The following is a 17,729-nucleotide window of genomic DNA, read 5'->3' as shown; positions in this document are numbered from 1 at the left end:
CAGATACTGGAGAGGATGCTCGAAACCGTGTCGGTTCTCGTGCGCGGAATGCGCTGGGCCGATCCGTGGCGGATACGGCACCGGTGGGGCTGAGTGCATTCCGTGGTGACGGCGAGCGATGGTGACGGATGGTCAGCCGAGGCGGAGACGCTCGGTGATGAGGTCGGGCGGGACATCCGTGTGCGAGATCAGCACGACGGAGCGGTCGGGGCCGGCGGCGGCGATCAGGTCGCGCAGCAGGGCGTCCGCGCGGGCCGGGTCGACGTTCGCGGTCGGCTCGTCGAGCACGACGACCGGGAAGTCGGCGAGCAGCACGCGCGCGAGCGCAATGCGCTGCGCTTCGCCGCCCGAAACGAGCGCTCCGTGCTGGCCGAGCGCCGCGTCGAGTCCGCCGCGGTCGGCGGCCCAGGTGGCGAGTCCGACCCGGTCGAGCACGGCGAGCAGGTCGTCGTCTGAGGCGGTCTCCCTGGCGAACAGGAGGTTCTGCCGGATGTTCGCATCAAAGATGTACGGGGTCTGCTCGCAGAGTCCGATCGTCTGACGCACGACCTCGGGGGCGAGCGTGCGCACGTCGACGCCGTCGAGCGTGAATGTGCCGCTGTGCTCGAGGAACCGCACGAGCACGAAGGCGAGCGTCGTCTTGCCGCTGCCACTCGGCCCGGTGACGAGCAGCCGCTCCCCCGGCCGGATGGTGACGCTGACATCGCGGAGTGCCGCAGCCGTTCCGCCACGGGCGGCCACGGCAGTCGAGGTGGTCGGGACGGGCCGGTCAAGCGGGGCGGGCCGGTCGAGCGGGGCGACACGGTTCGGCCATCGTGCGGACATACGCTCGAGACGGATGACCGGCGCGACGCGTTCGCCGGACTCCGCGTGGTCGGCGCCCGGAAGGGCATCCGGCAGCGCGGCGGGCGACAGCGCGGCGGGCCAGGAGGCCGGGACCTCGGGCGGGAGGGTGTCGGGCAGCGCGGACGCGACGCGGGCCGCGCTGGCGTGCACCTGGCGCCAGGCTCCCGCCGCGAGGGGGACGGCCGAGAAGACCTCGAACACCGCGATCGGCACCAGCGCGAGCACGGCGAGGATCGGACCGGTCAGGCCCGAGCCGGAGGTGCCGCTGAAGAGGCCCGAGGCATCCGCTGCGGCGCTGCCCGTGATCACGGCGGGGCCGAGCGCCGGGATGCCCACGACGAGCGCCGCGACCGTGGCAAGGCCCGCCAGGAGGGAGACGATCGCGGCGGTGGCTCCGGCACCGGCGGCACGGCTGGTGGCCGACCGCGTGAGCCGCCGATCGGTGGCTTCGAGGTGGGCGAGCCGATCATCCACCGCTCCGAAGGCGACGAGAACGTCGAGGTTGCCGATGACGTCCAGTGTCTCGTCAGAAAAACGGCCGCGGAGGGGCGCGAGCTCGCGTTCGGCAGCTCCGGCGATGCGTGAGTTGACGAGTGTGCCCGCGAGGAGCGCGAGGAGCAGGGCAACGGCCAGCGCTAGTCCGGCCGCAGGCAGCAGCAGCGCGACCCCCACCACGGCGAGCGCAGACACGAGCAAGGAGGTCACCAGCGGCTGCACGACGCGGAGCAGCAGGTTCTGCAGCTCGTCCACATCGCCGACCAGGCGCGCGAGAAGGTCACCGCGGCGTGTGCCGGCGAGCCCGGCGGGGGCGAGCGGCACGATGCGGTCGTAGATGGCAACCCGCAGCGTCGCCAGCGCGCGGAACGCCGCACCGTGGCCCGCGAGCCGGTCGAGGTAGCGGAAGGATGCCCGGGCCAGGGCGAATCCGCGAACACCGACGATCGCGATCGAGAGGTACAGGATCGGCGGCTGCTCGGCTGCGCGCGCAATGAGGTATGCGGAGGTGGCGAGGAGCGCAACGGTCGAGAGCGCGCTGAGCAGCCCGAAGGCGAGCGCCGGCGCGAGCGCGCGCGGGGCGGGCTGGGCGAGCCGCAGGACGTCGGCCGTGCGCATCAGCGCACCGCCCCGGTGAGATGTGACGAGGTGGCGGCCGAGGTGGGGGTGGCGGCCGCGGGGCCGGCGCCGGCGCCGGCGCGGGAATCGTCGGCGGTGCGGTCGGGCCCCTGCACGGGCGCCGACAGTTCGATCACGCGGTCGGCCGCCCGCGCGAATGCCGCGCGGTGCGACACCACGAGCACCGCGGCACCCGTGCCAGCGGCGAGGGAGCGGATGCCCGCGATCATCCGCTGCTCGGTCGCCGCGTCGAGGGCCGAGCTGGGCTCGTCGAGGAGGAGCACTCCGCAGTCCTGCTCGATGAGACGGTAGACCGCACGGGCGACCGCGACGCGCTGGGCCTGGCCCCCGGAGAGACCCGATCCGTTCACTCCGAGCACCAGCGCGGGGTCGATGTCGTCGGCAGCCGCGAGCGCGAGGGCCCGCGACACAAGTGCAGACGATGGATGGTCGCTGCCCAGCGCCACGTTCGACGCGACGGTGTCCGACAGCAGTCCGGGCCGCTGCCCCGCCCACGCGATGGGGGCCGCCAGAACGGTGCCGGTGTGCGGCACGAAGCCGAGCATCGCGGCAAGCACGCTCGACTTCCCGGCCCCGCTCGGACCGGTGAGCACGGTCAGCGTGCCCGGCCGGAGTTCGACGGAGAAGTCGCGCACCGCAAACCGCTCCGCCCCCGGCTCCCCGTACCGCACCGACACCCCCGTCAGCGAGGCCCCGCCGCGCCTGCCACCGCTCGTGAGACCCTTGCGGACAGATGAGACGCACGCGCCGGTCTCACGTGTCCGAAGCAGTCTCACGCCCGATGCGGTGAGGCCGGGGCCGGCGGCGATCATCTCGAACACCGCATCCGTCGCCGCCACCCCGTCGGCAGCCGCGTGGTAGGCCGCCCCGACCTGCCTGAGCGGCAGGAACGCCTCGGGCGCCAGCATCAGCACGAACAGTCCCACTCCGAGCCCGAGATCCCCGCCGACGAGGCGCAGCCCCACCGCCACGGCGACCAGCGCGACCGAGAGGCTCGCCGCCATCTCGAGGGCGAATCCGCTGAGGAACGACACCCTCAGCACCTTCAGAGTGCTCGAGCGGTATTCCTCCGTCACGACGCGGATGCGCGCCGCCTGCCGCTTCTCGCGCCCGAACACCTTCAGCGTCGACAGCCCCTCGACCACGTCGAGGAACCCCGTCGACAGCGCTCCGAGGCTCTGCCACTGCTTCTTCTGCAGAGCCTCGGTCGCCCAGCCGATCAGGATCATGAACACCGGCACCAGGGGCAGCGTCAGCACGACGATGACCCCGCTGGTGACATCCGACGCGAACAGCACCAGCACGAGCACAGGGGTCGCGAGCGCCGTCAGGATCAGCTGGGGCAGGTACTTCGAGAAGTACGTGTCGAGCGCATCCAGACCCGTCGTCGTCACGGTGGTCACCTCGACGGTGTTGCGCCCCGACAGCCAGCCCGGGCCGAGCCGCACGAGCGACGCCAGCACCGTCTGCCGCAGCTCGCTCTTGACCTTTGCCGCTCCCCGGGCGGCGTTCAGTTCCATGAGCCAGACGAGCACAGAGCGGAGCGCGATCACGCCGACGAGCGCCGACAGCGAGCCTGCGAGAGCCGTCAGCGAGGCGCCGCCGATCGCGGACACCACCACCGAGCTCACCAGCCACGCGAACGCCACGATGCAGCCGGTCTGGAGGAGCGCGAGCAGCGCCCCCAGCCCGAAGAACCGGCGGGCGGATGCCGCGTACCGCAGCAGCCGAGGGTCGACGGGTTTCACGCTGACACCTTCGGCCCCGCGACATCCGGTGCTGACGGCTCCGGTGCCCCGGTGATGGATGCGCGACTGACCCGTTTGCGGAACACCCAGTACGTGAACGCCTGGTACGCGAGGATCAGCGGCACGAACACGAGCGCCACCCAGCTCATCAGCGTGAGCGTGTACCCCGACGACGACGCGTTCGCGATCGTCAGGCTGTTCGCGGGGTCGTTGGTCGCGGGCATCACGTCAGGAACGAGCGAGACGAACAGCGACAGCACGGCGAAGGCGATCGTGGCCGCGAGGAAGGTGAACGACCAGCCTTCGGCCTTCCGCTGGTTCGCGAGCCAGCCGGCGATGAGCGTGACCGCGGCGACGCCCGACAGGATGCCCGACCAGACCGATCCGAACGACACTGTCGTCCAGACAAGGAAAACGGCGGCGACAAGGATCGTGAGCAGGCCCGAACGGCTGGCCAGTTGCCGGGCCCGCTCCCGGATCGGCCCCTCCGTCTTCAGCGACACGAACACGACGCCGTGCGTGAAGAACAGCAGCAGCGTCGTCAGCCCGCCGAGCACGGCGTAGGGCGAGAAGAGGTCGAAGACGGTTCCGGTGTAGTTGAAGCCCGCGTCGAGCGACACCCCGCGCACGACGTTCGCGAAGACGAGCCCCCAGAGGAAGGCGGGCACGGCGGAGCCGACCACGATCATCCGGTCGAAGCGGCGCTTCCAGGCGATCTCGGGGCGCTGGTGCCGGTACTCGAACGAGACCCCGCGGAGGATGAGCGCCAGCAGGATGACCAGGAAGATCAGGTAGAAACCGCTGAACAGCGTGGCGTACCACTCGGGGAAGGCCGCGAACATGGCCGCGCCCGCCACGATGACCCAGGTCTCGTTGAGATCCCAGATCGGGCCGATCGTGTTGATCAGCACGCGGCGATCGGTGTCGTTCGGGCCGCGGGCGTCGCGACCGAGAAACGGGATCGACATGCCGACGCCGAAGTCGAAGCCGTCGAGCACGAAGTACCCGATGAAGAAGAAGGCCAGCAGGCCGAACCAGAGGGTGGGGAGGTCCATCAGTACACCGTCGCTTCGTGCTTGATCTCGCCCGACTCGGCGTCGGGTGTCGGCGCTTCTTCCGGGCCTTTCTGGATGGCCTTCTTGATCAGCCGGAATTCGACCACCGCGAGCGTGCCGTAGACCAGCGTGAACGCGATCAGCGAGATCAGCACCTCGAGGCCCGTCGTGTTCGGCGACACCGCGTCCCGGGTCTTCAGCAGGCTGAACACGATCCACGGCTGCCGTCCCATCTCGGTGAAGACCCAGCCGACGATCATTGCGGCCAGCGGCAGCGGCATCGACCAGATGGCGACCTTCCAGATCCAGCGCTTCCTCGGCATCCGGCCCTTGCGCGTGAACCAGAGGCCGCCGACGGCGGTCATGACCGCGAGAACGCCGAAGGCGATCATGTAGCGGAACGCCCAGTAGGTGACCCAGATGGTCGGCGTGTAGTCGCCGGGGCCGTACAACTGCGTATACTGCGCCTGCAGGTCGTTGATGCCCTCGACGGTGCCGTCGAACGTGTGCGTCGAGAGGAACGACAGCAGATACGGGATCCGGATCGAGAACAGCTCGCTCACGCCGTCGGGCGTACCCAGGGTGAAGATCGAGAACGAGGCGTTCGCGCCGGTGGAGGTGTTGTAGAGCGCCTCGGCCGCCGCCATCTTCATCGGCTGGGTCTCGACCATCGCGAGTCCCAGCTGATCACCCGAGAGGAAGGTCAGCGTGCCCGCAATCACCATCATCCAGAGCCCGAACTTCAGGGCGGGGCGCATCGTGTCGAAGTGCTGGTTGCGGGAGAGGTGCCAGGCGGCTGCGCAGACGATCAGGGCGGCCGAGACCATGAAACACGCGAAGATCGTGTGCGGGAACGCAGCCAGCGCCACCTTGTTCGTCAGCAGCGCCCAGATGTCGGTGAGCTCGGCGCGCCCCTTCGCCTCGTTGATCTGGTAGCCGACCGGGTTCTGCATGAACGAGTTCGCCGCGATGATGAAATAGGCGCTCAGGATGCTCGCCAGCGCGGTGACCCAGATGGTCGCGAGGTGGAGTTTCTTCGGCAGGCGGTCCCAGCCGAAGATCCACAGGCCGATGAACGTCGCCTCGAGAAAGAACGCGAGCAGCCCCTCGAGGGCGAGCGGGGCGCCGAAGACGTCGCCGACGAAGCGGGAGTAGTCCGACCAGTTCATGCCGAACTGGAACTCCTGCACGATGCCGGTCACCACGCCCATCGCGAAGTTGATGAGGAAGATCTTGCCGAAGAACTTGGTGATCTGCAGGTATTTGGCATGCCCGGTGCGCACCCAGGCGGTCTGGAAGAGGGCGACCGTCAGGGCCAGGCCGATCGTGAGCGGCACGAACAGGAAGTGGTAGATCGTGGTGAGCCCGAACTGCCAGCGGGAGAGCAGCAGCGGGTCGAGCCAGTCGTTCACGAGTCCTCCACGGTGATTTTCTACGGTGTGTAGAAGTTCTTCTTCTACCGAGTGTAGAACTGTTTTTCTACCTTGCGTAGAACACGCAGGAAAAAGGCGCTAATCTAGTGCCATGGCAACCCTTGGCGACCTCGAGCGTTCAATCATGGAGCGACTCTGGCAGAGCGACGCTCCGGTGTCGGCCGCTGAGCTCCGCGAAGACCTCGAGCACAAGACGAGCGCCGGCAAGGAGCTCGCGCTGACGACAATGCTCACCGTGCTCTCGCGCCTCGAACGGAAGGGTTTCGTCGCCCGTGACCGCAAGGTCAGGCCGCACCTCTACTTCGCTGTCACCACGCGTGCCGACCACACGGCCGAGCTCCTCCAGCAGGTGCTGGGCGCCGAGCCCGACCGCGAGGCGGCCCTCGCCCGGTTCGTCGGCCAGGTGAGCCCCCAGGAGGCCGACACCCTCCGCCAGTTGCTCGAGAAACGCGCGGGCTCGGTCGCGACATCCGCCGCCCCACGCACGCTGCCCGCCGCACAGGCCGACTGACAGCCCAGAAGGCTACGCTGGGCGCGTGCTTTTCGCCTCTCTGACCCTTGCCGCGCTGGCGGTCGTTCTGGCGTGGCCGGTTCCGGTGCTGCTCGCCCGGGCGCACTGGCCAACGCGCTCGCCGGGTGTGGCACTGCTGCTCTGGCAGGCGATCGCCCTTGCAGGCGGGCTGTCGATGATCGGCTCCCTCGTGACCTTCGGCCTGATCCCGTTCAGCAGCGGACTGCTCAGCGGGCTGGCCGACCTCCCGCCGCTCGTCTTCGCCGGTGCGCTTCCGGCCGGGGCGGGTCTGATCCATCTCTTCGCCCTTTCGAGCGCCGCGCTGCTGCTCGCGCACCTGCTGCTGAACCTAGCCGTGACCGTCACCCGCACGGAACGCCAGCGCAGACGGCACCGCTCCCTCGTCGACCTTCTCAGCACCCCCCTGCTCGGCCAGCCCGGCACGCTCATCCTCGACTCCCCCGCGCCTGTCGCCTACTGCCTGCCCGGCGCACGCACCGTCACCGTGCTCTCGGAGGGGCTCGTGTCACTGCTCGACTCCGACCAGCTCGAAGCGGTGATCGCCCACGAGCGGGCACACCTCCGGCAGCAGCACCACATCCTGCTCGTCGCCTTCGAATCGTGGCGGAGCGCCCTGCCCTGGTTCCCGATCGCCACCCGGGCGCAGGTCGCCGTCTCGCTGCTGGTCGAGATGCTGGCGGATGACCAGAGCCGCCGTCTGACCGACAACACCACCCTCGCCGAAGCCATCGCGCTCGTCGGATCGGCGGAGACGCAGAACATCGTGCGCCGCGGCCCTGCGTCGATGTCGGTGGTGGATGCCCCGGCCTACGCTGTGCGGGCCGAGAAGGTGGGTTCGGCGACCGAGTTCGGCGAGGATGTGCAGCACGACGATCGGTTCGCCACGTCGGTCGATCCGGTGGTGGTCAGGGTGCGGCGGCTGCTGCACCCCGAGAGCCAGCTCATGCTACCGGCCCGCACGGGCATCCTGGGCCTCGCAGCCGTTCTGCTCGCCTTCCCGGTCGTGCTGCTCTTCGCTGTATAGAAAAAGCCGGCCGGTGGCCCCCAGAGGGACCTTCCGGCCGGCTTCGGCCACATTCGGCCGTGCGGGAAGCTCTAGAACAGCTTCTTGCTGGCGAGCCACTCTTTGGCGATGTCGGCCGACGACTTCTTGTCGTTGACGCTCTCACCGTTCATCGAAACGAGATCCGCCGTCGTGAGCGAGGCGTCGACCTTATTGATCACGTCGGTCACGGCCGGGGTGGCCGCATCCTTGTTGATCAGCGGCACGACGTTCGACGCGAGGAGCAGGCTCTTCGGGTCGGTCAGCGTGACCAGGTCGTTCGCACCGATGCTCGGGTCTGCGCTGTAGATGTTGGCGACCTGGATCGTGTTGTCGAGCAGGGCCTTCAGCGTCAGCGGGCCGGCCGAGTCGTCGATCGGCGTGAAGCCGACGGTGACGTTGTAGGTGCTGAGCAGTCCGGGAGGGCCGTAGGGTCGGGTCGCGAGTTCGGCGTTGCCACCGAGCGTCACGTTCGACACCTTGGCGAGATCGGCGATGCTCGTCACGCCGTTGGCTTCGGAGAACGCCTTGGTGACGTTGTACGAGTCCTGGTCGGCTGCCTCGGACTGGTCGAGCACCTCGAGGTTCGCGGGCACGGCGGTCTTCAGGGCCGCGTACACATCGCTCGCCGAGACCGCGGCGGTGGCCTTGTCGTAGAACTGCAGGAGGTTCCCCGAGTACTCGGGGAAGAGGGTGACCTCGCCGCTGGCGAGAGCCGGCAAGTAGGCGTCGCGCTGGCCGATGTTGAACTTGCGGGTCACGGTCTGGCCATTGGCCTCAAGTGCCTGAGCGTAGATCTCCGCAATGATCTCATTCGAGTAGTACGACTGCGAACCAATGACGATGGTGCCCGCCGCGGCCGAACCCGAAGAACTGGAGCCCAACGGGCTGCTACTGCCTGATGAACACCCTGCCAGTGCGACTGCCGCACTGACCGCGATGACGCCGAGGGCGGCGACACGGCCTTTCTTCAATGCTGTGAACATGCTATTTCCCTTCTTGGATGGGGGATCCCACCACCGCTCGCGGCCTGACTGGCCGTGAGCGGACTTCTGTGATCTGGCCCGCGGTGACACCGCGTGGCACGAACAACCTCTGCAGCAGCGCGAATATGCCCTCGAGCACGAGAGCCAGCGCGGTGACCACGATCGACGCGCCGATGAGCTCCGCGTAGTCGCGGGTCTTGAGGCCGTCGTTGATGAACACGCCGAGCGCCCCGCCGCTGGCGAAATAGGCGAGGGTCGCCGTGGCGACGACCTGCAGCACGCCCGACCGGATGCCGCCGATGAGCAGGGGCAGACCGAGAGGCAGCTCGACCTTCGTCAGCACCTGCCACTCGGTCATGCCCTGGGCCCGGGCAGCGTCCACGGTGCGTTTATCGACCGCCTCGACACCGGCGTAGGCACCGGAGAGCAGCGACGGGATGGCGAGGATCACGAACGTCAGGAGCGGCGCCTTGAAGCCGATCCCGATGCCGAGCGCGAAGATGATCAGCAGCCCGAGGCTCGGAAGGGCCCGGAGCCCGCCCGAGCTGAGCACGGCGATGTCGCGGCCGCGGCCGGTGTGCCCGATCCAGAGACCGAGCGGAATGGCGATGACCGCCGCGATGGCGACGGCGCCGAACGTGTAGGAGAGCTGCTCCGCGATGCGCGCCCAGATGCCGCCGGGGCCGGAGAGGTGCGCCGGATCGAAGATCCACGCGAAACCGTCGAGAAAAAGATCCATGAGACTACCGCCCCGCCATCGAGGGATCGCTGACGGCCGGGTCGTCGACAGCTGAACCGCCCGCAGATGGACCGGCTATGGCCGTCTCGACCGTCTTCCGCCGCGCACGCCTCGCCGTCGGATCCGCTTTCGCCCACGGCAGCAGCACCCGGCCGGCCAGCACGAGCAGGAGGTCGAAGACCACCGCGATCACCAGGGTCGCGACGATTCCGCTGGCGACCTCCTCGATGATGTTCCGCTGCAGCCCGTTCAGAAAGAGGTAGCCGAGGCTCGACACACCGACGACCGAACCGATGCTGACCAGGCTGACCGTGCTGACCGACACGACTCGAAGACCTGCGAGCAGAACCGGCCCGGCCAGCGGGAACTCGACCCGCCAGAAACGCTGCCAGGCCGAGTAGCCCATGGCTGTGGCCGCCTGCCGGACTCCCGCGTCGACGGCGGCCAGGGCATCCGCCACCGAACGCACCATGAGGGCGACGGCGTAGATCGTGAGCCCGACGACGACATTGATGGGGTCGAGGATGCCGGTACCGAGGATTGCGGGGAGGGCGATGAACAACGGAAGCGACGGCACTGTGTAGAGCAGCCCACTGATGGTGAGCAGAACACCCCTCGAGGCGTGGAAGCGGTTGGCGACCCAGCCGATCGGGATCGAGATGAGGAATCCCAGGATGATCGGGGGAACGGCCAGAGCGACGTGGTCGAGCGTGAGACTCCAGATGAGCCCGAGGTTGTTGACGACCCAGTTCATGCGAGAACTCGATCCGCGGAGGCAGCGGCGCTCATCGGGCCAACGCCCTCTTCAGCGCAGCCCAGTTCTCGACGAGGCCGTTCGAGGCTCTCGCGCTCATGACTGCAACACCCCGGTCGGTCGACCGTCTTCGTCGACGACGACGTTCCGCCCGTTGACCACCTCGACCCGGAGCGCCCGGCGGCCGCGGTCGGCGCCGATGAAGGTGGCCACGAAGTCACTGGTCGGGCGGGACAGGATCTCGGCGGGAGTGCCCTGCTGCGCGATGCGGCCGCCCTTCTCGAGCAACACCACCTGATCGCCCAGCAGGAAGGCCTCATCGATGTCGTGGGTCACGAAGACGATCGTCTTGCCGAGGTCGCGCTGGATGCGGATGAGCTCCTGCTGCAGTTCCGAGCGCACGATCGGGTCGACGGCGCCGAACGGTTCGTCCATCAGGAGGATGTTCGGGTCGGCCGCAAGTCCCCGGGCCACCCCGACGCGCTGCTGCTGCCCCCCCGAGAGCTGGCTGGGGTAGCGCTCGGCCAGCGACCGGTCGAGCCCGACGGTGTCGAGCAGCGTCAGGGCCGCCTCCCGCGCCTGGGCCTTCTTGACACCGTTCAACACAGGAACGGTGGTGACGTTGTCGATCACCTTGCGGTGCGGGAGCAGTCCCGAGTTCTGCATGACGTAGCCGATGCTTCGGCGGAGCTTCACCGGGTTCAGGGCGTAGATGTCCTCGCCGTCGATCTCGATGTCGCCCGAGGTCTTCTCGACCATCCGGTTGATCATGCGGAGGATGGTCGTCTTGCCTGAGCCCGACGAGCCGACCAGGACCGTCGTCTGCCGGGCAGGGATCACCAGGCTCAGCTCGTCGACCGCGACAGTGCCGTCAGGGAATTTCTTGGTAACCGTGCGGAATTCGATCACGCAGATCTCCAGTCGTCGGAAAGGTCACAGCACGTGCGGCTCGGACCAGTGCGCCAAGCCAAACACCATTCTGAAGAATTGGCAAAGCCGGGCACCGTGCTTGACACAGTGTTGCGTGAGCCTCCGACATCCGAAAACGCGCCCGTGGCGCACCCTATTGGGCATCCGGATCAGGAGCGTGGGATGCAGCCCCCCAGTGGACTACTTCTTCGCGCCCTGGTCGAACGAGGCGAGGTACGACGAGATGATCGAGCGCGCCTCGTCGATGATGCGGGTGTCTCCCGCCTTGTCGCTCACGAACGCGCGCACCAGGAGGGCATCGGTCATGTTGACCGACATCTCGAGGTGGAGGGTCAGATCGGGCGTCGACTCGACACCGAAGTCCTGGTCGATGATCGCAGCGAAGGCACTGGCGATGCGCGCCGACCGGATGGAGGTGGGTTCGACCTCAGGGTACGACACGAGATCCCCCAGGCGGATCGACGTGAAACCGACCTCTGTGCGGTGCATCTCGACCGCGGTCTCGAAGGAGATCAGCATCATGTCGATCCACGACTCCGGCTTGTCGCGCAGGATGTTCTCCCGCGTCTGGCGGAGGAACCTGTCCATGCTGCGGAGGCTGAGGGCCGAGAGCACCGCGATGCGATCGGGGAAGTAGCGGTACACGGTTCCGATGGATGCGCCGGCCCGTTCGGCGACCATGGCCGTCGTCATGCGCTCGACACCGACCTCTTCGACCACCTCGGCGGCCGCGTCGACCAGGGCGGAGATGCGCGTGGAACTCCGCACCTGTACGGGCTCGTTCCGCACGTTGACCATCTCGAGCAGAGTCTCATCGATCAGCTTACTGAGTGACACTTTTCTTCGCCGGCCCCTTCATTACGTGTTCAAGTAAGTCTCATGTTACCCGCCGTCCCTGCGGGCCGAGTGACAATCCGTGCAGGTTCTTGAGAACTTCTCCATCATCTGACAGGAATCAGCTCCCGGATCCGACGATCAGGCGTCTCGCTGAGTCGTCTGACAGACTGGGACGGTGGCAGACGAACCGGTACGACCCTTCCCTACAGGCCTCGCGGGCGCCAGGGTCACGCCCGAGCGCATCCTGCACCGCGCCGCGCGAGTCGAAGACGCCCTGCACGAGTTCCGGGAGAACCGGGCGCGCAAGCGCGGCTACGAGACCACGGTCGTGCCCTACAAGGGCTACGGCTCGACCGAGTGGGTGCGGATCCTCTGCCGCGTGCTCCTGACGCACGACAGGAAGCCGCGCCGGCGCCTCCCCCTCATCGGCCGCCGCGAAGAACTCGTCCGTGGCTGGCGGAGTTTCACGGCTGTGCCCATCAACGAGGTGGATGTCACGGTGACGGTCGGCGGCGTGGAGCACCAGGTCAAGGCCGACCGCGGAGGTGTCGTCGACGCCGTCGTCCCCGCCACCCTCGAACCCGGCTGGCACACCATCACCCTGAGGGCCGAGGACTCCGAGCCCGTCGAGTCGTCGGTCTTCATCATTTCGCCAGACGCCACCTTCGGCGTGGTGAGCGACATCGACGACACCGTCATGGTGACCGCCCTCCCCCGGCCGTTGCTGGCCGCCTGGAACACCTTCGTGCTCGACGAACACGCCCGCATGCCCACGCCCGGCATGGCTGTGCTGCTCGATCGGCTGGCCTCCGAGCATCCGGGATCCCCCACCATCTACCTCTCGACGGGAGCCTGGAACGTGGCCCCCACCCTCGGCCGGTTCCTCTCCCGGAACCTCTACCCCACCGGCCCTCTCCTCCTCACCGACTGGGGGCCGACGCACGATCGCCTCTTCCGGAGCGGCCGGGAGCACAAACGCGACAACCTGCACCGGCTCGCCGAAGAGTTCCCGGCGATGCGCTGGCTCCTGGTCGGCGACGACGGGCAGCACGACGAGGAGATCTACGGCGAGTTCGAGCAGCAGCACCCCGGCAATGTCGCCGCCATCGCGATCCGCCAGCTCTCCCCGAGCGAGGCCGTGCTGGCCGGTGGCCGGTCCAAGGCCGAGTCGATGAGCGCGAAGTCCGATGCGCTCTGGATGTACGCTCCCGACGGCTCCGGTCTCGCGAAGCAACTGCGGGCCGCCGAGCTGCTCTGAGGCTGCACCGTGCCTGACGAGCTGCCGTGAAGGCGCGGGAAGCGAGCACCCTCGCCCGGCTGCGACTGGTGGGCCAGGGCATCCAGCGCCGCAGCGGCTCCGGTGAACGTACCGGTGTCGTCGACGTGGTGCGGCGCCTCGCGGCGATGCAGGCGCAGGACCTGCCGGGTGCCAAGTGGTCCGTCGCGCTCCGCTCCCCCGGCGCCACGCTCCGCACCGTCGACGACGCCCTGAACACCGGCGAGGTCGTGCGGTCGTGGCCGTTCCGCGGCACGCTGCACCTCGTCGTCGCCGAGGACCTCGAGTGGATGCTCGACCTCACCGCCACGCGCACCATCACCGGCGCGGCCACCCGTCACCGCCAGCTCGGGCTCGACTCCGAGACCTTCGAGCGGGCGAGCGCTGTCGCGGTGGAAGCACTCGAGGGCGGGCGCTCGCTCACCCGCGACGCGCTGTTCGCCGAGTTCCGCTCGCACGGCATCGACACCGCATCCAACCGGGGATCGCACCTGCTCTGGTACCTCAGCCACACCAAGACGCTCTGCTTCGGGCCCATGCTCGGCACCGCGCAGGCACTCGTTCTGCAGGGCGAATGGATCGGGCATCCACGACGCCTGAGTCACGAGGAGGGCGTGCGGGAGCTGGCCCTCCGCTACTTCACCGGCCACGGGCCTGCCTCGCTCCGCGACTTCCTGTGGTGGTCGAACCTGCTCGTGCGTGATGCGAAAGCGGGACTGGATGCGGCGCGAGACCGTCTCGAATCGTTCGCGGTCGACGGCGTCGAGTACTGGATGCCCGCCGGCGCGCTCGCAGAGCCTCCCGTTCGCGCGGCGGTGCACCTGCTGCCGGGCTTCGACGAGTACCTGCTCGGCTACGCGGATCGGAGTGCCGTACTGGCGGCGGAGTACTCCGAGCGCATCGTGCCGGGCGGCAACGGGATGTTCCTGCCCACGATCGTCGCCGGCGGGCGCGTCGTCGGCACCTGGTCGCGGAAGGCCGGGGCGGCGCGGGTCGGGGTGACGCCGTCCCCGTTCGAGCCGCTGGGCGCCGTCCAGTCCGCGGGCGTGGCGCGCGCCGCCGCCCGCTACGCCGCCTACCTCGGCCTCCCTCTCGCCCTCTGACCCGACCCGGCCCGCCCCGCCCACCGAACGACTGGGGAGTTTCGGTCGCTTCGCCGGCCCGATACCGACCGAAACTCCCCAGTCGATACGCGTCAGGAGCCGGAGGGGGCACGGGAGGCGGCATGACGAAGGCCGCCGACCCCGAGAGGGGACGACGGCCTTCGTGACGCTGGACGGGTTACGCCTGCAGCGACGCCTGCAGGTCGATCGTGATGGTGACGTCGTCGCCGACGAGCACTCCGCCGGCCTCGAGCGGAGCGTTCCAGCTCACACCGAAGTCGTTGCGGTTGATGACGGTCTTGGCGGTCAGGCCGAGCTTGTAGTTGCCGTAGAGGTCGTTGCCGAAGCCACCGAACTCGACGTCGAACGTCACCGTCTTGGTGACGCCCTTGATCGTGAGGTCACCCGAGACCTTGAGGTCGTCCTTCTCGGCGACGACGCTGTTCGAGACGAACGTGATGGTCGGGAACTCGGGAGCGTTGAAGAAGTCGTTCGTGCGGAGGTGACCGTCGCGGTTGGCGTCACCGGTGTTGATCGACTCGATGTCGGCCGATGCGGTGAGCTTGGTGTCGAGGGGGCTCTCGCCGGTCACGAACGTGGCATCGAACTTCTCGAACTTGCCCTTGACCTTGCTGATCAGCAGGTGGCGGACGCTGAAGGCGACCTCGCTGTGCGACGGGTCGATGGTCCAGGTGCCCGCTTTGTGGCCGGGGATCGTATAGGTGTCAGTCATGGTTTCTTCCTTCTGAGCCGAACATCAAAAACTTGTAAGTACAACAATAACGATAACTCCATCCAGCGCAAGCCTTTTTCAATGCAAATGTATCGAATTGCCGCTGTGTCCTCCCAGAGTGGCAGAGTGGGGTCATGGCTGAGCAAACAACACGTGTCGATTTCTGGTTCGATCCCTCCTGCCCCTGGGCCTGGATGACGTCGAGATGGGTCGACGAAGTCTCCACCCACCGTGACCTCGATGTCACCTGGCACATCATGAGCCTCGCGATCCTCAACGAGAACAACGACATCGACGACGCCCACCGCGCATTCTTCCCCCGCACGCTCCGATATGCCCAGCTCATCGCTGCCGTCACGGAGCTGAAGGGCCAGGATTTCGTCAAGCCGCTCTACGACGCACTCGGCACGCGGATCCATCTCGGCCAGAGAACCGACGTCGACGCGATCATCGCCGAGTCGCTCGCGGAGGCCGGTCTGCCGGCCGAACTCGCAAACGAGGCTCCGGATGCTGCTACCGGTGAGCCGTTCCGTTTCGAGAGCGAACTGCGGGCATCCCACTCGAGCGGTATCGACCTGGTCGGCCAGGATGTGGGCACGCCCATCCTGTCGGTCGACGGGATCGCCTTCTTCGGCCCGGTCATCTCCCCCGCCCCGACCGGCGAGATTGCTCTGACGCTCTGGGACGGCATCGTCGCGGCAGCGAGCTTCGACGGCTTCTTCGAACTCAAGCGGAGCCGCACCCGGGACCCGATCTTCAGCTGATCGGCAGCGTGGGCATCCCCGTTTTCGCTCGTCGTCGCATAGCGTAGAGCCATGAATCGTTCGCTGCGCCTTGTCGTCGCCGCCGCCCTGGCGGTCTCGACGGGCGTTGCGATGCCCGTCGCCGCCTCTGCGACGTCTGCCCCGGGCATCCTCTCCCTCGCCGTGCGAGCTGACTACCCCAGCTGGGACGACGTCAACGCCGCCAAGCAGAACGAGGCGACGAAGGCCGCCGAGGTGCAGAACATCACCGGGCTCATCGGCGAACTGCAGCAGCAGGCGGCCCAGCTCGGTGACGTCGCGGTGCAGAAGGGCAATGAGTACCTCAACGCGCAGGCCGCCCTGCAGTCCGCCACCCAGACGGCCGACTCCTCGAGACAGCGCGCAGCCGAGGCGACAGCCAAGGCCGCCACTGCGAAGGCGCAGTTCGCCCAGTTGACGGTGGAGCTCTACCGCTCCGGCGGCAACCAGACCGCGAACCTGTTTCTCAGCGGATCGCAGGCCGGCACGCTGCTCGACCAGCTCGGAACACTCAACAAGATCACCGAGCAGTCCGCGCGCCTCAGTTCCCTGGCCACCTCGACCCAGAACCTCGCGACCACGCTCGACGCCCAGGCCACCGTCGCCGAAGACGCCCGCACGCAGCTGGCAGTCGCCGCCCAACAGGCCGCGGCCGACGCGCAGGTCGCAGAGCAGGCCGCCGACGCTGAGGTCTCCGCCCAGCAGGCGCAGAGCGACATCCTGTTCGCCCAGCTCGCCACCCTGAAGGACACGACGGCTGCCGTCGAGCAGAACTACCAGCTCGGCGTCCAGGCAGCGAAGGATGCCGCCGACGCCGCCGCTGCGAAAGAGGCGGCCGCCAACCAGGGTGACGGCAACGGCAACGACAGCAGCGCCCCGCCGAGCGGGCTGGTCAGCGACCCTCAGGGTGCGAAGAACTATGCCGAGGGCCAGGTCAGTGCGCGCGGCTGGGGTTCCGACCAGTTCCAGTGCCTCGTGAACCTCTGGAACCGCGAGTCGGGCTGGCGCCTGAACGCCTACAACGAGTCGAGCGGTGCCTACGGCATCCCGCAGTCGCTCCCCGGCAACAAGATGGCCTCGGCCGGCGCCGACTGGCGGACGAACGCTTCCACGCAGGTCAACTGGGGCCTCGCCTACATCTCTGGCCGCTACGGCAACCCGTGCGGCGCGTGGGCGCACTCGCAGAACACCAACCCGCACTGGTACTGAGCGCGCGCCCGGCGGGGCGGGCATCCGGCTCTCGCGTGCTACGACGCCAGGAAGACATCGTCGAGCGTGACCGTCTGAAGAGCGCGGCTCTGGATGATCTCCAGCAGTTCGGGGAAGGCCTCGGTCACCGGGTCGTGGTTCAGGTGCCCGATGACGATCTGCCCCGGCAGGAAGCACTTCTTGGCAAGCGCCACGATCTTTGCGGGGTCGAGCAGCTTCGAATCGTAAATCGAGTTGGTCCAGAGCACGGGCGCGGTGTAGCCGATACTCGCGGCGAGCCCATCGGTCCGTTCGTCGCGATGCCCGTACGGCGGGCGGTAGTACGGCCGGGAATCGACGCCGAACGTGTCGAACAGGAAGTCGTGGTTCTTCTGGAGCTGTTGGATGACCTTGTCGTCTGACACCTTCGTGAGGTCGACGTGATCGAAGGTGTGGTTGCCCAGCTGGATCTGGCCGGAGTCGACTAGGGCGTGTCTCCTAATTCCTTGACCCAGATCGTGATTGCTCTGAGCACGGCGCCTCCGCGGTAGGTGAGGGCGAGTTTGTCGTAGCGGGTGGCGAGGCCACGCCATTGTTTGAAGGTGTTGAAG

At 67.9% G+C, this 17,729-nt stretch carries 17 protein-coding genes and 1 pseudogene; 6 read left to right on the top strand and 12 right to left on the bottom strand.

The features are described from left to right. Positions 1 to 132 precede the first annotated feature (132 nt). The 4 genes from B7R22_RS05990 to B7R22_RS05975 are packed head-to-tail and all read right to left on the bottom strand — an operon-like array spanning position 133 to position 6,195. A complete protein-coding gene (locus tag B7R22_RS05990) occupies positions 133 to 1,959 on the bottom strand; it encodes an amino acid ABC transporter ATP-binding/permease protein (protein ID WP_116410877.1) in 1,827 nt (608 codons plus the stop codon). Continuing rightward, on the bottom strand, positions 1,959 to 3,728 hold the full coding sequence (cydD, locus tag B7R22_RS05985) for a thiol reductant ABC exporter subunit CydD (RefSeq protein ID WP_116410876.1): 1,770 nt from the start codon (positions 3,726 to 3,728) through the stop codon (positions 1,959 to 1,961). The genes B7R22_RS05990 and cydD overlap by 1 nt, the downstream gene beginning before the upstream one ends. Next, positions 3,725 to 4,783, bottom strand: coding sequence for a cytochrome d ubiquinol oxidase subunit II (gene cydB / locus B7R22_RS05980; RefSeq protein ID WP_116410875.1), 1,059 nt, complete (start codon positions 4,781 to 4,783; stop codon positions 3,725 to 3,727). Before cydB ends, cydD begins: the two co-directional genes overlap by 4 nt. Then, positions 4,783 to 6,195 carry a cytochrome ubiquinol oxidase subunit I gene (locus tag B7R22_RS05975; protein ID WP_116410874.1) on the bottom strand — a complete coding sequence of 471 codons (1,413 nt, stop codon included), beginning with the start codon at positions 6,193 to 6,195 and terminating at the stop codon, positions 4,783 to 4,785. Before B7R22_RS05975 ends, cydB begins: the two co-directional genes overlap by 1 nt. 112 nt (positions 6,196 to 6,307) lie before the next feature. On the opposite strand from B7R22_RS05975, the gene B7R22_RS05970 reads away from it, so the two are divergent. Further along, complete coding sequence (locus B7R22_RS05970) at positions 6,308 to 6,727, top strand: BlaI/MecI/CopY family transcriptional regulator (protein WP_116410873.1); 420 nt, start codon at positions 6,308 to 6,310, stop codon at positions 6,725 to 6,727. A 25-nt stretch (positions 6,728 to 6,752) separates the two neighbouring features. Then, the gene (locus tag B7R22_RS05965; RefSeq protein WP_116410872.1) at positions 6,753 to 7,772 is read left to right on the top strand and encodes a M56 family metallopeptidase; all 1,020 of its coding nucleotides are present in this window, start codon (positions 6,753 to 6,755) and stop codon (positions 7,770 to 7,772) included. A 71-nt stretch (positions 7,773 to 7,843) separates the two neighbouring features. Here the strand turns inward: B7R22_RS05965 and B7R22_RS05960 are convergent, their stop codons facing one another. The 5 genes from B7R22_RS05960 to B7R22_RS05940 all read right to left on the bottom strand — a co-directional run bounded on the left by B7R22_RS05960 (position 7,844) and on the right by B7R22_RS05940 (position 12,036). Then, complete coding sequence (locus B7R22_RS05960) at positions 7,844 to 8,776, bottom strand: ABC transporter substrate-binding protein (RefSeq protein WP_116410871.1); 933 nt, start codon at positions 8,774 to 8,776, stop codon at positions 7,844 to 7,846. A gap of 1 nt (position 8,777) precedes the next feature. Beyond that, complete coding sequence (locus B7R22_RS05955; RefSeq protein WP_116410870.1) at positions 8,778 to 9,515, bottom strand: ABC transporter permease; 738 nt, start codon at positions 9,513 to 9,515, stop codon at positions 8,778 to 8,780. A gap of 4 nt (positions 9,516 to 9,519) precedes the next feature. Beyond that, positions 9,520 to 10,269: an ABC transporter permease gene (locus B7R22_RS05950; RefSeq protein WP_116410869.1), complete on the bottom strand. Its 750-nt coding sequence runs from the start codon at positions 10,267 to 10,269 to the stop codon at positions 9,520 to 9,522. Positions 10,270 to 10,365: 96 nt separating this feature from the next. Then, on the bottom strand, positions 10,366 to 11,178 hold the full coding sequence (locus tag B7R22_RS05945) for an ABC transporter ATP-binding protein (RefSeq protein WP_116410868.1): 813 nt from the start codon (positions 11,176 to 11,178) through the stop codon (positions 10,366 to 10,368). 201 nt (positions 11,179 to 11,379) lie between these two features. After that, the gene (locus B7R22_RS05940; RefSeq protein WP_116410867.1) at positions 11,380 to 12,036 is read right to left on the bottom strand and encodes a TetR family transcriptional regulator; all 657 of its coding nucleotides are present in this window, start codon (positions 12,034 to 12,036) and stop codon (positions 11,380 to 11,382) included. 175 nt (positions 12,037 to 12,211) lie between these two features. Here B7R22_RS05940 and B7R22_RS05935 point away from each other — a divergent pair, with 175 nt between their 5' ends. Both B7R22_RS05935 and B7R22_RS05930 read left to right on the top strand, forming a co-directional pair. Then, entirely contained in the window at positions 12,212 to 13,294 is a 1,083-nt protein-coding gene (locus tag B7R22_RS05935; protein ID WP_437184136.1) for an App1 family protein, read from the top strand. A 26-nt stretch (positions 13,295 to 13,320) separates the two neighbouring features. Beyond that, a complete protein-coding gene (locus B7R22_RS05930; RefSeq protein ID WP_216363404.1) occupies positions 13,321 to 14,415 on the top strand; it encodes a winged helix DNA-binding domain-containing protein in 1,095 nt (364 codons plus the stop codon). 178 nt (positions 14,416 to 14,593) lie between these two features. Here the strand turns inward: B7R22_RS05930 and B7R22_RS05925 are convergent, their stop codons facing one another. Next, positions 14,594 to 15,148 carry a YceI family protein gene (locus B7R22_RS05925; protein ID WP_116410866.1) on the bottom strand — a complete coding sequence of 185 codons (555 nt, stop codon included), beginning with the start codon at positions 15,146 to 15,148 and terminating at the stop codon, positions 14,594 to 14,596. A 134-nt stretch (positions 15,149 to 15,282) separates the two neighbouring features. Between B7R22_RS05925 and B7R22_RS05920 the strand changes: the two genes are divergently transcribed. Together B7R22_RS05920 and B7R22_RS19455 are read left to right on the top strand one after the other, a co-directional pair. Continuing rightward, positions 15,283 to 15,912, top strand: a complete 630-nt coding sequence (locus B7R22_RS05920; protein WP_116410865.1) for a mycothiol-dependent nitroreductase Rv2466c family protein — start codon at positions 15,283 to 15,285, stop codon at positions 15,910 to 15,912. 51 nt (positions 15,913 to 15,963) lie between these two features. Continuing rightward, positions 15,964 to 17,139, top strand: a complete 1,176-nt coding sequence (locus tag B7R22_RS19455; RefSeq protein ID WP_216363403.1) for a hypothetical protein — start codon at positions 15,964 to 15,966, stop codon at positions 17,137 to 17,139. Positions 17,140 to 17,177: 38 nt separating this feature from the next. On the opposite strand, the gene B7R22_RS19135 is transcribed toward B7R22_RS19455, so the two are convergent. Both B7R22_RS19135 and B7R22_RS05910 read right to left on the bottom strand, forming a co-directional pair. Further along, on the bottom strand, positions 17,178 to 17,582 hold the full coding sequence (locus tag B7R22_RS19135) for a polysaccharide deacetylase family protein (RefSeq protein ID WP_253258912.1): 405 nt from the start codon (positions 17,580 to 17,582) through the stop codon (positions 17,178 to 17,180). Positions 17,583 to 17,602: 20 nt separating this feature from the next. After that, a pseudogene (locus B7R22_RS05910) lies at positions 17,603 to 17,729 on the bottom strand (IS5/IS1182 family transposase); the annotation flags it as partial.

This window comes from Subtercola boreus, from assembly GCF_003399635.1.
In the GTDB taxonomy this organism is placed as follows: domain Bacteria; phylum Actinomycetota; class Actinomycetes; order Actinomycetales; family Microbacteriaceae; genus Subtercola; species Subtercola boreus_B.
Note: the sequence above shows the minus strand (reverse complement) of the source record. Positions and strands in the feature narration are given on the sequence as shown.

Bases quoted from the DNA above. Each gene is read 5' to 3' on its own strand.
- B7R22_RS05990 (WP_116410877.1), bottom strand. From the start codon at position 1,959: ATGCGCACGGCCGACGTCCTGCGGCTCGCCCAGCCCGCCCCGCGCGCG.
- cydB (WP_116410875.1), bottom strand. From the start codon at position 4,783: ATGGACCTCCCCACCCTCTGGTTCGGCCTGCTGGCCTTCTTCTTCATC.
- B7R22_RS05970 (WP_116410873.1), top strand. From the start codon at position 6,308: ATGGCAACCCTTGGCGACCTCGAGCGTTCAATCATGGAGCGACTCTGG.
- B7R22_RS05960 (WP_116410871.1), bottom strand. From the start codon at position 8,776: ATGTTCACAGCATTGAAGAAAGGCCGTGTCGCCGCCCTCGGCGTCATC.
- B7R22_RS05955 (WP_116410870.1), bottom strand. From the start codon at position 9,515: ATGGATCTTTTTCTCGACGGTTTCGCGTGGATCTTCGATCCGGCGCAC.
- B7R22_RS05950 (WP_116410869.1), bottom strand. From the start codon at position 10,269: ATGAACTGGGTCGTCAACAACCTCGGGCTCATCTGGAGTCTCACGCTC.
- B7R22_RS05925 (WP_116410866.1), bottom strand. From the start codon at position 15,148: ATGACTGACACCTATACGATCCCCGGCCACAAAGCGGGCACCTGGACC.
- B7R22_RS05920 (WP_116410865.1), top strand. From the start codon at position 15,283: ATGGCTGAGCAAACAACACGTGTCGATTTCTGGTTCGATCCCTCCTGC.
- B7R22_RS19455 (WP_216363403.1), top strand. From the start codon at position 15,964: ATGAATCGTTCGCTGCGCCTTGTCGTCGCCGCCGCCCTGGCGGTCTCG.